Genomic DNA, 12,257 nt, shown 5'->3' with positions numbered 1-12,257 from the left:
CCCGGATGCGACAGCACGCGCGGGGACCGTGATCACACCTTCGGCAGCGCGATCCTGGCCTTGCGGATTTCCGCCAGCAGCCGGGCCTTCCGCCGGTGCGTGCGGACCAGTTCGGCCAGGTACGGGGCGAACTCCGCCGGCACCCCGGCCCGGCGGTACAGGGTGCGCAGTTTGCGCAGGACTTTCGCCGCCTGCTCGTAGTGCGCGGCGTCCTTCTGCTCGATGAGCTCCTCGATATGGGACCTGTATACAACGAGTACATCGGCTGGATACCGGACTTCGCGCAGCTCGGCGAGGTCGAGCAGGACGGGCAGCGAACAGCCGAGGCGGAGCGCGGCCTGCCACGCCTCGTCCGGCCGGTCCTCGGCAAGCAGGGCCCGGACGAACTCGTCTGTCGTGGCGCGCTCCGCCATGACCTTGAGCGCGGGTTCGGCGTCCCACAGCCCTGGCTCCACGGCGGCTTCACGCAACGCAAGGAAGGTGTCCAGCGCCGGCGCTCGGTCGAACTCGGCGCGGCGCAGCTTGACCGCTTCGTCGCTTCGGCCCGTTTCCTGGTACGTCTCGGCGAGCTCGTCCACCACGGGCGCCCGCGCCGGCCCCTTGTCCTGGCTCAACGCTTTGGCAGCGTGCGCCACCGCCTCCGTCGTCCGGCCCGCCGCGCGCAGCACGCGCACGATCTTCAGGCTGACGTCGAGCCGCGGGGGCCGGCGCGAAAGGATCGCGAGCAGTGCGTCGACGTCGCCGGAGATTTCGGCGAGCTGCTCGTCGAGCCGCTCGGCCGCCTGCCGCCTCGCCTCGGTCCCCGGCCGGGCGAGCACTTCGTCCACAATGGACTTGATCCGCCGGAGCCCCTTGCCCCCCAATGCCTTCGCGAACTCGGCCAGCTCGATCTCGACTCGTCCGTCGAGTACCGCGCCGAGGATCCACTCGGCGAGCGGCTCGGGCTCCGGCGGGTGCGCGGCACACGCGCGTGCGTACAAGCCGAGCGCGCGCCGCAGCTCGGCCCCGACCGCACCCGAGGAATCGTCCATCTGCCGCAGGGCTTCGGTGATCCGGTCCACCGACCGCCTGGCCAGCGGCGCGACATCGGCTTGCGTGCCCGAGTCGAGCAGGCGCTGCAGCGTGTCCAGCACCGCGCCGATCTTCGCGGCTTCGCCGAAACTCGCCCGGCCGGGCTCGGCGTGGTCGAGCATCGTGTGGACCTCGGTCAGCTCGGCGCCCGTCGCGGTGGCTCGCAGCTGCAGCCGCGCGAGTAGCTCCGGATCGCGGGCGGCCTGCTCGTGCAGCAGTTCGGCCAACGTTTCGGCATCCAGCGAACGAAGGTAGCCCTGAAGATCCGTCACCCGCGACATCTTGGCCTATCCGCGTTGCGGTGCGGCCAGCTCGTCGGCAACGGCGACGAGCATCGCCTCGACCTCTTCCAGCATCAGCTCGACCGCCGCGGCCGGCAGCTCCTCTTGCCCGCCACGCCAGCGCGCCCAGCCGACCGCGACGGCGCGGAGCGCGTCGACGGCCGATTCGTCGACATCGTCGGCCTGCAGCAGATCCGCGAAAAACGCCTCGAACCGGCCCGGGCTCGCACGCAGCGGGCTTCGCTCGTCGAGCGCGTGCCCGAACTCGACGAGCGCGGCGGCGAAGTACCTGGTGTCCTCGTTGTCCGGGATGTCTTGTGCCGCAGCGAAAAACTCGTGCACGATGCCGTCGATGTCGGGCTGGTCCACCGGCTCGACAGCCTCGGCGGGCGGCATGGCTTCGAGCCGGGCCAGCACATAGGCGCGGGCTTCGACGAGCGGTCCCTCGTCGGGCTCGGTTTCCTCGATGCTGTCGTTGACCGCCATCGCGGCTTCGACGATGCGGCGACCTTCGGCGAGCGGGATGTCGTCGCAGGTGAGGAACTCGCCGGTGTCCTTCCGCAGCTCCTCGATGATCTTGTCCTCTTCGACGGTCAGGTAGACGTCGTCGAGGCCGTGCAGATCGACCTCCACCACCAGCCCGTGCCCGGTTTCGCCCCGGCGGCAACGGAAGACGAGCACCTCGTGGTCGCCGAAGACGTCGCTCTGCCGCACGCATCCGGTCACCTCGACCGCGCGGAGCGCCCCCGCCCAGGCGGGTTCACGCATGCCGAGCGCGGACTGCCGCTCGGCGGCCGCGCCGGCACGTTCGCGCACCTGCTCGCCCGGCCCGAGCGCCTCGACGGCGCGGAGCAGGGCGAACCCGGCCGCGCTCTGATCGGCCGCGGCATGTTTGAGCAGCGGGAAAACCAGGTCACGTTCGCTGCGCTCCGGCTCGTGCGGGGACCAGAACTCGCCGAGCAGATCGCTGGTGAGCAGTTCGACGTCGAGCAGGTCGGTGACGCCCTCGTACTCGGCGATGGCGTCGTCGAAGGCCGCGCGCAGCTCCGAATCCAGCGACTGGGGTTTCTTTTTCTTCGTTTTGCGACCGCGGCTGACCGGACTCATGCCCCTATCGTGGCAGCCCGGCGCCGGGGCATGGCGATGCGGGCGTTTCGCAGCTCGACCAGCAGGCGTGTTTTGCGTTTGTGGGTCTCCACCAGCTCGGCGAGGTACTCGGTGAACTCGTCGGCGGTGTCCGCGCGGCGGTGCAGTCCTCGCAGCTCGCGCAGCGCGAGCGCGGCTTCGCGGTAGCAGGCGGAGTCCTTCCGCTCGATCAGCTCTTCGACGTGCAGCCGGTACACCGGGATCGCCTCGGCCGGCTCACGGGCGGTGAGCAGTTCGAGCGCCGCGGCCTGTTCGTCCGGCCAGCGGCCGACCGGCTCGGCAGCCGCACGCAGCGCGGAATAGGTTGCCGCGCAAGGGTTCCGGCGGAACTCGGCGCGCCGCAGCGCCAGCACGCCGGCGCGGGGCCGGTCGGCGGGGACGATCGTGCGGGCCGCATGGGCGATCGCCTCGCCGTGCCGTCCGGCGGCGCGCAGCACGCGGATGATGCGGAGGTTGACCTCCGGCGTCGGCGGTTTCGTGGCCAGGATCGCGAGCAGGGTCTCGACGTCGCCGGTGATCTCGGCGATCTGCTCGGCCAGCCGGCGCGCGATGTCCCGCCGCTTGCCTGCCCGCTCCGTGCGCACTCTGTCCACAATGGACCGAAGATGCGCGAGGCCCGGCTCGCCGAGCGCACCGGCGAACGCGGTCAGGTCGATGCCGGACCAGTCCGGGCGGTTGAAGGCGACGCCGAGGATCCAGTCGGCCAGCCGCACCGGGTCCGGCGGGTGGCTCGCACAGGCACGCGCATACAAGCCGAGCGCGCGCCGCAGCTCCGCGCCGGACGCGCCCTCGAGCCCGTCGACCATGCGGCGAGCCAGCGGGGTGAGATCGGCCTGGGTGCCCGAGTCGAGCAGGCGCTGCAGGGTGTCCAGCACCGGGCCGACCTTGCCCTGCGCGAGGGCGCGCAGCTCCAGCTCTCGCCGTAACCGTGCGTCACGCGCGGCCTCTTCCAGGATTAACTCGGCCAGTGTCTCGGCGTCGAGGGTGCGCAGATACGCACGAAGATCGGGGGCCGAGGTCACGCGCACTATCCTGCCCGACACCAAGGGGTGGCACCGTCACCCATGAGCGTTGACTTCACGGTCGAGCGGGCACGTTCAGTGAGCACCGAGCCAGCTCTCGAAATAGCCGCCGTCCGCGCTGCTGTCGATATCCGCGAGCAGCTGGACCGGCGAGTTCTTGCGCAGGCTCTCCGGATACTTGCGCCAGCGGGACTGCTCCGCGGACCAGTAGTAGAGCGTCCACATACCGTCGATTCCGTAGCGGAGCTGCGCGAACGCGTGCTCGGTCAGATCGGCGGGGCCACCGCCGTCGGCCCACCGGGCCCGCTTCTCCACCAACGTCACCATGCGACCGCGCCAGCGCGACAGCACACTGAACTCGTCGCGCCTGTCCCTCGGTACTCGTCGTTCACACCATCGATCGATCTGCCGTTGCTGGAGCTCGGGGATCGGCGACATACCCACAGTGATACCTCATCCCACTGATAGCCACGGATGGAGGACGTCCAGTCGCCCGCGCTCGGGTTCGGAGGACGCCTGAATCATGGCGCCGCAGGCTCACTCAGGTACCAGCCGCCCAGCAACGCGGCCACCCCGACGGCCCCGATGAACAAGCCGGCGACGAAGGGTGCGCCGCTGAAAAGGGCGGCGATCGCGAAGGCCATGACGAGCACCCCGGCGGCCATCAGGGCGCGGGCGGTCCACAGCTGCCTTCGGCGCACCGGCGCAGGCAAGGCCGGGGCGGCGTTGGCGGCGGCGAAGACCACTGTCGGCGACGGACCCACGAGGCCGAGGACGGTCCACGCCGAGCGCACGTCGAGCACGACGATGCCGAGATCCCGCGCTCTGGCCAGGCGCGGCTCACTGTGCGGCACGTCATCGGCGACCGCGAGGTGGGAGACGGCCGGAGTGAGCCGTTTCGCGAGCTGGATGCCCGCGGCCAGCACAGCGGCGCGCAGGCCATCCGCTTCCGCGGTATCGCCAAGGACCAGAACACGTGCCGGGGTTTGCGTTCTAGCGGCTGTATGCAGGTTGTATACAGCTTCGGGAACGGCGAGCGCGTTGGCGATCCGGCTGAGTTCGCGGGCCTCGGCGGCGGTGATCACGCCGTCGTCCTCGGCCACCTGCCGCATGACACCGACGAAATCCAGGTGGGTCTGCCGGACCGCGATGCCCGCGTCGCCGGCCAGCGCGCCCAGTTCGCGCGCCTCGTCCGGCGACAGCTCCCGATCGGCGACCGCGAGTGCGACCAGGTCGCGGTAGGCCGCCAGCATCGGTTGGCCGCCGTCGGTCACCGGCATCCTGGCGAGCAGTTCGGTCAGCCAGGTGGATTCCTCGGGCGGCGTCTCCGGCCGCCTGATCACGCGCAGGCCGGTGGAGATCTCCGGCAGGTCCGGCAGCTGCAGCTCCGCGGTGAGCCCGAACCCGTGCGTCGTGATCAACGACGACACGACGAACGCGCAGGTCCGCGCCTTCGCCAGTGCCAGATGCGCCGGGTAGTCACCGATGCCGAGCGCGCCGGCGACCGTGGCCAGGTGGTAGTTGGGCAGCCGCAACGCTTCGCGGGCTGCGGACAACGTGCATACAGCCGGCATAACGGGCAGTTGAACTCCCGTTTCGGCCAGGTCCGCGAGCAGGAACTCCTGCTGGAACGGCAGGTTGTGCATGGCGAGCACGCTGCCCCGGCAGAGGTCCAGCAGCTCCCCGAGCGCCTCGCCGAACGCGGGAGCGTCGTCGAGGTCCCGGCGGGCGATGCGATGGAGGTGCAGCGGACCGGCGTCGGCCGTCCAGCCCGGGTTCACCAGTGTCGAGAACTCGCCGAGCACCGTGCCGTCGGAGCGCACGCGCACGGCGCCCAGCTCCACGACGTGCCCCGGGCGCAGGCCGGTGGTGATGAGTTCGAGCGCGGTGAACTCCGTCGACCGCGCCGGGAATCCGCCGGCGGAAAGCCGAAGACCTTCGAGGGGTGTCATCGCCGAATTGATCGCCGGTGGCACCCGAAACGTAACGAGTTGGCCCCTTCGAACGAGTAGTCAATCGCATACCTCGAAGTCAGGATCGTCGATGCCCGAGTCCCCGCGCGCCCCGAAACGGCACCTGCCGCACTGGATGAAGATCACCTTGGGCGTGTTCGGCGTGCTGTTCGTGCTCGGTGCGGTCTTCGGCAAGGCACCGGCGAAATCCGGCAATGCGGCCGACGCGACCACCAACCTCCCGGCCACGACCAAGCCGGCGCCGCCGACGTACACCGTCACCGCCGTGACCGATGGCAAGCTGGTGTCACTCATCGATCCGGCCGGTGCGGCGAAAACCGTGCAGGCGGCCGGAATCGAAACCCCCACCGCAGGCCACTGCTACGCCACCGAAACCGGCAACTGGGCCACGCAGTTCCTCGTCGGGAAGCAAGTCACCGTCCAGCTGGCGAACGGGGAAGCCACTGCCCTGGTGTTCATCACGCTCGCCGACGGCACCGATTTCTCCGCCAAGGCACTGCGAACCGGGCACGCGAAATACGCGGCGAACGTCGCCGACGACGCGCTGCAGGCCGCGGAAACGTCGGCGCGGAACGAAAACGCGGGCCTCTGGGGCGCGCCGTGCCATGGCATGATCACCGGCCCGACGCCGCTGACCAGCACGAAACAGACCACCAGCTCCGCGAAGACCACCACGCCGAAACCGACAACCTCGACGACAGCGCCGCCGACCACCACACCGCCGAGCACCAAACCGGGCCCGGATCGCACTTATTACGCCGATTGCGACGCCGTGCGCGCCGCCGGCAAGGCGCCGCTGTTCATCTGGCAGCCCGGTTACCGCCCCGGACTCGACCGCGATCACAACGGAGTCGCCTGCGAATAGCCTTTTGCCGGCAGGAAAATCTTCGCCACCGAACCGGGTTCTGGTATCTGTTGGTGTTGTGGACCCGATCGCGCAGACCACGTCCGGCACCGTACGTGGCAGGGAAACCAGCGGTGTCAGCGCTTTCCTCGGTATCCCCTACGCCGCGCCGCTGGATGGGATCAAGCGCTTCATGGCGCCGGCCCGGCCGGAACCGTGGGACGGGATGCGGGACGCCGTCCGCTTCAGCGCGGACCCGCCGCAGGGCACGCTGATGCCCGGCCTGCCGTCGCCGTGGCAGCCGTGGAACAGCACGGAATGCCTGACGGTTAACGTATGGACCCCCGATCCGAGCACCTCCGGGCTGCCGGTGCTGGTGTGGATCTACGGCGGCGCGTTCCTGATCGGCACGGCCAGCGAACCCGAATACGACGGCACCAACCTCGCCCGCGGCGGCGCGGTCGTGGTGACGCTGAACTACCGCGTCGGCTTCGAGGGCTTCGGCTGGCTGCCGGACGCGCCCCAGAACCGCGCGTTCCTCGACCAGCTCGCCGCGCTGCGCTGGGTGCGGGAGAACATCGCGCAGTTCGGCGGAAATCCGGACAACGTCACCATTTTCGGCGAGTCGGCCGGTGGCACATCGGTGGCCGCGCTGACCGCTTGCCATGCCGGGCACGGCCTGTTCCGGCGCGCGATCGGGCAGAGCATCGCGGGCGGGTTCCTGCCCGAATCGCGGGCGCGCCGGGTCAGCGAGCGGATCGCGAGCGAGCTCGGGGCGCGCGTCACCGTGGAAAGCTTCGCCCGGCTGCCGTCCGAGGAAATCCACCGCGTACAGAGCAAACCGGGCGAGATCACCCCGTACGGCCCGGTGATCGACGGCGACCTGGTGCGCGGCGACCCATGGAAGGGGCTGCGCGCGGAGGTCGATCTGATCGCCGGGTTCAACCGCGACGAGTACCGCCTGTTCGCCCTGAACGAGCAACTGAGCACGAAGGATCCGATCGCCACCGCCACCGCGCTCGGTGTGTCCGGGCAGGACTACCGCGCCGCGTTCCCGGAGCTGTCCGACGGTGATCTCTACGTGCGGATCATGTCCGACGCGATCTTCCGGATGCCCTCGACCTGGTGCGCCGCAAGGCATCCGGGCCGCAGCTTCTGTTACGAGCTGACCTGGCCGACACCGGCGCTCGGCGGTGCGCTCGGCGCCTGCCACGGTCTGGACGTGCCGCTGACGTTCGGCAACTTCGAGGGTCCGATGGCCGCGCTGGTGCTGGGTGATCCGATCCCGCCGGAGGCGGAGTACCTCTCCGCCGAGATCCGCAAGGCGTGGCTTACCTTCGCCACGACAGGCGATCCGGGCTGGCCGGAGTTCCGGGACGGTGAGAGCCTGACCCGGATCTGGGACAGCCCGGTTTCGGTGGCCGCGGACCCAGCCGCCGCCTCGCGCAAGATCTGGGACAAGACGACGTAATCTCGAAGTATGGCCATCGAAGTACTGCTCGTCGACGATCACGAAGTGGTACGCCGGGGCCTGCGCGAACTGCTCAGCGACGAGCCCGACATCGAGGTGGTGGCCGAAGCGAGCAGCGCGGACGAAGCGCTGGCTGTGGCCATGCACGTCGAACCGGATGTGGCGGTGGTCGACGTGCGGCTCGGCGACGGGGACGGGGTTTCGCTGTGCCGCGAGCTGCGTTCGGCGCCGAATCCGCCGCAATGCCTCGTGCTGACCGCGTTCGACGACGAGGAGGCGATGGTCGGCGCGATCATGGCCGGTGCCTCGGGCTATCTGCTCAAGCAGGTGCGCGGCCAGGACGTCGTCAACGCGGTGCGCGAGGTCGCGGCCGGCCGGTCGTTGCTGGATCCGCTCACCACCGCGCACGTGCTCGACAAACTGCGCAACCCGCTGGAGCAGGACGAACTGGCCAAGCTCACCGAGCGCGAACGCAGTGTGCTCGAGCTGATCGGCGACGGCCTGTCCAACCGCGAGATCGCCGAACGGCTGTTCCTGGCTGAGAAAACGGTGAAGAACTACGTGACCTCGGTACTCGCGAAGCTGGGCATGCAGCGTCGGACGCAAGCGGCCGCATGGGTCGCGCGACGCGCTAAGTGACCGGTACGAGGTGGAACCCGCGGCCCGGCCTGATGATCGCGGCGACGAGCCCGATCGCCGCGCCGAGCGCGGTGTCGATCAGCCGGTCGGAGGCCGCGCCGAGCGCGCTGCCCTGGCTCAGCAGCGAACCGAGCAACAGGGTCAGCGGGGTCACGAAGATCATCGCCACCGCGTAGTTGCGCACCACCGTGAACTCCCCGCACAGCAAGGCAAGCACGATGACGCCGAGCTTCGCCGCGGTCGGCAGGTCGGCCGCCAGCAGCAGCCCGCCCACGACGACACCGGCGATGGTGCCGAGGACGCGCTGGACCGTGCGGTGCACCGTGTGCTGCAGATGTGTGGACTGCAGGACGGCGGCGGCGGCGATCATCGTCCAGTACGGGTGGCCGAGGCCGAGGACGTACGCGAGCAGCCCGGCGATCAGCACCCCGCCACCGACCTTGACCGCGCGCGGGAGTTCGTCCGACGGCAGGCGGAAAGCGGCGCGGAGCCCTTCGCGCCAGGCGGTCGTCTTCTCGTGCTTCGCACGAGAGAACAGCCAGCCGGCGTGCGCGACGAGCCAGGCGACAACCGCGGCGACGGCCGCGACGCCGATCTGCAGCCCGGCCTGACTCCAGCTCACCTGCAGCACCGACGTGGTCGCGACGGCGAACACGAAGATCAATCCACCGGGCGGCCCGGAGCGGATCGCGTCGGTGAGCAGCTTCGCCGTGGCGGCGACGAGCGCGACCAGGACTGTGACCGGCACCGGCCCCCAGCCCGCGGCCGAGGCGAAACTTCCCAGCGCGACACAGAAAACGAGCCCGGCGCCGATCGCCACGAGCAGCCGGGCCCGCACCGGGTACGGCTCGAACCGGCCGTGCACCGCCGTCATCCCGCCGAAGGCCGCGGCTGGGGCCAACTCGGGATGCCCCGCGAGCACGACCATGGCCAGGACTATGTTCGCCCCGGTCATGGCTCGCAACGCCGTCGTCCCGACGGGTCCGGCCACCGGGCGCAGCCGCCACCAGCCGCGGGTGGCGAGCGCTCGGTGCAGGTCGTGACGATCGAGATGTTTCACGAGTAAAATACTAACGAAATATTCGGCGCGAAGGAGCGATCCGGTGAGTGATCTCATCGACAGAGTGCGGCGGCAGTGGGAAGAAGTGCACCCCGAGTTGGACACCACCGGAATGGCCGTGGTGGGCCGGGTGCTGCGGCTGGCGTCACTGATCCGGCGCGACACCGACGATCTGCTCGCCGGGCACGAGCTGAACCGCGCCGAATTCGACATGATGTGCGCGCTGCGCCGCAACAGCGTGCTCAACCCCGGACAGATCAGCCGCGAGATGCTGTCCTCCGGCGCGGCGATCACCAAACGACTGGACCGGCTGACCAAGCTGGGCCTCGTCTCCCGCGCCGCGAGCGCCCGCGACCGGCGCGTCGTCCAGGTGCGGCTGACCGACAAGGGCGTGGCGCTGATCGACGATCTGCTGCCCCGGCAGTTGCAGGCCGAGCGCAACGCGCTGACGAACCTGTCGGAACCCGAGCGTGCCGAGCTGGCAACGCTGCTCGGCACGATGCTGCAGACCGTCGAAGGCATGAGCGGCCAGTAATCTGGACACATGACCGGTGCCGTGGACACACCCGATCCCGAGGTGGTCCGCGCCCTGCGCGCGCTGGCCAATCCGGTGCGGCTCCAGCTGTTGTCCTGGCTGCGCGAGCCGGATCGCCACTTCTCACGCGAGGAAGCGATCGCCGATCCCGACGAGGTCGGCGTGTGCGTGACCCATATCCGGGCCAAGGCCGGGCTGGCCCAGTCGACCGTGTCCGCGTATTTGGCCGAGCTGGAACGGGCCGGGCTCGTCCGCTCCACCCGGGTGGGCAAATGGACCCACTACAAGCGCGACGAAGAGCGGATTTCCGCGCTCGTGAGCACGCTCGGGCAGACCCTGTAGGCAGCGCCACAAAGCCTCGGGCCGACCTACCCGTGCCAACATATCGAGATTATGCGATACTTCGATATGACACCCGAGCGCGAGGAGATCCCGACATGAACGGCAGCACCGACCGGATCGGCACCTTCGGGATCTGGACATTCGACTTCGAACACCAGCCGGCCGCCCAGGTGCGTGAGTCGGCGCAGGAGCTGGAAGAACAGGGCTGGCAAGCGATCTGGGTACCGGAACTGCTCGGGCGCGAAGCGCTGACGCACGCCGGTTTCCTGCTCGCCTCGACCGAGCGGATGACCGTGTTCACCGGCATCACCACGATCTGGTCCCGCGAAGCCCAGTGGACGCACGGCGGCGCGCTGCTGCTCGCCGACGCCTACCCGGGACGACACGTGCTCGGCCTCGGCGTCGGAAACTCCCGCCCGGGCGTCAAACCGCTCGCGGCACTGGAAGCCTATCTGGACGAACTCGACGGGTTCCAGACCCCGAACCCGGCGCCGACAACGCCGGTCCGGCGGATACTCGCCGCGTACGGGCCGAAGATGCTGGGCCTGGCCCGCGACCGGGCGGACGGCGCGCACACCTATCACGTCAACGTGGCGCACACCGCGAGTGCGCGGGAAATCCTTGGGCCGCAACCGTTTCTGGGGGTCGAACAGGCCGTGCTCTTCGAGACCGAGCCGACCAAGGCACGCGAGATCGCCCGCGCACACCTGGAGCTTTACCTCGGGTCGAAGTTCAACCGCGCGAAGTTCCGGCGGTTCGGCTACACCGAGGACGATCTCGACGACGGCGGCAGCGACCGGTTCGTCGACGACCTCGTGGTCTGGGGCGACCTCGACACGATCACGGCGAAGCTGCGCCGGCACGTCGAGGCCGGAGCGGATCACGTCGGCATTCAGGTGATCGGCGTCGACCCCGGCCAGTCCGCGATGCCGCACTGGCGGCGACTCGGCGAAGCCCTGCTCGACTAGGACGCTTCCGTCAGGGCGTCCTCCAACGCCGCCCGCGCGCCGCGCAAGGCGAGACGGAGCTGGTCCGGGGAACGGCGGACCTGGGCCAGCAGGAGGCCGCCCTGGATCGCGGCCATCGTGAGGTCGGCCAGCTCCGTCACGTCCACCTCCGGACGCAGCTCGCCCGCCTCCTGCATCCGGCGCAGGCCCGCGATGACAGGCGCCTCCCAGCGGGCGAACGCGTCCACGAACGCCTCCCGGGCGAGGTCGTCCTGGCCGCTGAGCTGGGCGGCCAACGAGCCGATGGCGCAGCCGCCGACCGCGTCCTGCCGGGTCCCGTTGGCCACGATCGCGTCGAACCAGCGGTCGATACCGGCCGGCGAGTCGACCTTCAGCAGCAGCGGTTCCTGCGCGGCAAGCACAGTGTCCACAGTGGAATGAACCACCGAGCGGATCAGATCGTCGCGGTCGTCGAAGTAGTGGTAGAGCTGGCTGCGGCCGACTCCGGCCGCGCGTTCGACGTCGTCCAGCGTCACCGCCGCGACGCCGCGCCGCTGGATGAGCTCGGCCGCCGAATCGAGGATGCGCGCCCGGGTCGCGCGGCCTCGCGCGGTGGTCGGCAGCCGTCCCATCACCCCTCCTCGGCGTTCTGTACTGGCTGATACAGTCTCGCACAGAACGTTTCTGTACTGTGCGATACAGTTTGCGAGGAGGAACTGTGAGCCGGTTCGCGGTCACGAACGCCCGGGTTTTCACCGGACGCAGCTGGCCGATGCCTCCGTGGTCGTCGTCGAGGACGGGACGATCACCGCCGTCGGCCACAACGTCCCCGAGGGTGTGGAGCAGCTCGACGGCGGGGGCGGCACGTTGCTGCCGGGCCTGATCGACGCCCATACCCACACCGACTAGGACGGTCTGCGCACGGC

General features: G+C 69.8%; 14 protein-coding genes. 7 read left to right on the top strand and 7 right to left on the bottom strand.

The genetic code is table 11. From position 1 onward, the window contains the following. Positions 1-32 precede the first annotated feature (32 nt). The 5 genes from VHD82_RS30315 to VHD82_RS30295 form a co-directional block, all read right to left on the bottom strand. Positions 33-1,352: a DUF6880 family protein gene (locus tag VHD82_RS30315; protein WP_325711781.1), complete on the bottom strand. Its 1,320-nt coding sequence runs from the start codon at positions 1,350-1,352 to the stop codon at positions 33-35. Positions 1,353-1,358: 6 nt separating this feature from the next. Beyond that, positions 1,359-2,459: a hypothetical protein gene (locus tag VHD82_RS30310; protein WP_325711778.1), complete on the bottom strand. Its 1,101-nt coding sequence runs from the start codon at positions 2,457-2,459 to the stop codon at positions 1,359-1,361. Next, entirely contained in the window at positions 2,456-3,520 is a 1,065-nt protein-coding gene (locus VHD82_RS30305; RefSeq protein ID WP_325711776.1) for a hypothetical protein, read from the bottom strand. The genes VHD82_RS30310 and VHD82_RS30305 overlap by 4 nt, the downstream gene beginning before the upstream one ends. Positions 3,521-3,595: 75 nt before the next feature. After that, positions 3,596-3,847, bottom strand: a complete 252-nt coding sequence (locus VHD82_RS30300) for a DUF3024 domain-containing protein (RefSeq protein ID WP_325711773.1) — start codon at positions 3,845-3,847, stop codon at positions 3,596-3,598. Positions 3,848-4,041: 194 nt separating this feature from the next. Then, positions 4,042-5,472 (bottom strand): 3'-5' exonuclease, encoded by a 1,431-nt coding sequence (locus tag VHD82_RS30295; RefSeq protein ID WP_325711770.1) that lies wholly within the window; start codon positions 5,470-5,472, stop codon positions 4,042-4,044. A 91-nt stretch (positions 5,473-5,563) separates the two neighbouring features. Here VHD82_RS30295 and VHD82_RS30290 point away from each other — a divergent pair, with 91 nt between their 5' ends. From VHD82_RS30290 to VHD82_RS30280, 3 genes are read left to right on the top strand one after another with little or no spacing between them, the layout of a single operon-like run. Continuing rightward, a complete protein-coding gene (locus tag VHD82_RS30290) occupies positions 5,564-6,358 on the top strand; it encodes a thermonuclease family protein (RefSeq protein WP_325711767.1) in 795 nt (264 codons plus the stop codon). 58 nt (positions 6,359-6,416) lie between these two features. After that, the gene (locus VHD82_RS30285) at positions 6,417-7,808 is read left to right on the top strand and encodes a carboxylesterase/lipase family protein (RefSeq protein WP_325711764.1); all 1,392 of its coding nucleotides are present in this window, start codon (positions 6,417-6,419) and stop codon (positions 7,806-7,808) included. A 9-nt stretch (positions 7,809-7,817) separates the two neighbouring features. Further along, complete coding sequence (locus tag VHD82_RS30280) at positions 7,818-8,447, top strand: response regulator transcription factor (RefSeq protein WP_325711761.1); 630 nt, start codon at positions 7,818-7,820, stop codon at positions 8,445-8,447. Here the strand turns inward: VHD82_RS30280 and VHD82_RS30275 are convergent. Then, on the bottom strand, positions 8,440-9,507 hold the full coding sequence (locus VHD82_RS30275) for an FUSC family protein (RefSeq protein ID WP_325711758.1): 1,068 nt from the start codon (positions 9,505-9,507) through the stop codon (positions 8,440-8,442). The genes VHD82_RS30280 and VHD82_RS30275 overlap by 8 nt on opposite strands. A 43-nt stretch (positions 9,508-9,550) precedes the next feature. Between VHD82_RS30275 and VHD82_RS30270 the strand changes: the two genes are divergently transcribed. The 3 genes from VHD82_RS30270 to VHD82_RS30260 all read left to right on the top strand — a co-directional run bounded on the left by VHD82_RS30270 (position 9,551) and on the right by VHD82_RS30260 (position 11,352). Continuing rightward, positions 9,551-10,042, top strand: coding sequence for a MarR family transcriptional regulator (locus VHD82_RS30270; protein WP_325711755.1), 492 nt, complete (start codon positions 9,551-9,553; stop codon positions 10,040-10,042). A 9-nt stretch (positions 10,043-10,051) separates the two neighbouring features. After that, positions 10,052-10,384, top strand: a complete 333-nt coding sequence (locus tag VHD82_RS30265; RefSeq protein ID WP_325711752.1) for a metalloregulator ArsR/SmtB family transcription factor — start codon at positions 10,052-10,054, stop codon at positions 10,382-10,384. 95 nt (positions 10,385-10,479) lie between these two features. Then, positions 10,480-11,352 (top strand): TIGR03620 family F420-dependent LLM class oxidoreductase, encoded by an 873-nt coding sequence (locus tag VHD82_RS30260; protein WP_325711749.1) that lies wholly within the window; start codon positions 10,480-10,482, stop codon positions 11,350-11,352. On the opposite strand, the gene VHD82_RS30255 is transcribed toward VHD82_RS30260, so the two are convergent. Next, entirely contained in the window at positions 11,349-11,963 is a 615-nt protein-coding gene (locus VHD82_RS30255; RefSeq protein WP_325711746.1) for a TetR/AcrR family transcriptional regulator, read from the bottom strand. The two genes, VHD82_RS30260 and VHD82_RS30255, sit on opposite strands and share 4 nt — an antisense overlap. 148 nt (positions 11,964-12,111) lie before the next feature. Here VHD82_RS30255 and VHD82_RS30250 point away from each other — a divergent pair, with 148 nt between their 5' ends. Beyond that, positions 12,112-12,240: a hypothetical protein gene (locus VHD82_RS30250; RefSeq protein ID WP_325711743.1), complete on the top strand. Its 129-nt coding sequence runs from the start codon at positions 12,112-12,114 to the stop codon at positions 12,238-12,240. Positions 12,241-12,257 lie beyond the last annotated feature (17 nt).

Origin of the sequence: Amycolatopsis sp., assembly GCF_035546795.1 — a bacterium.
GTDB lineage: Bacteria > Actinomycetota > Actinomycetes > Mycobacteriales > Pseudonocardiaceae > Amycolatopsis_E.
Note: the sequence above shows the minus strand (reverse complement) of the source record. Positions and strands in the feature narration are given on the sequence as shown.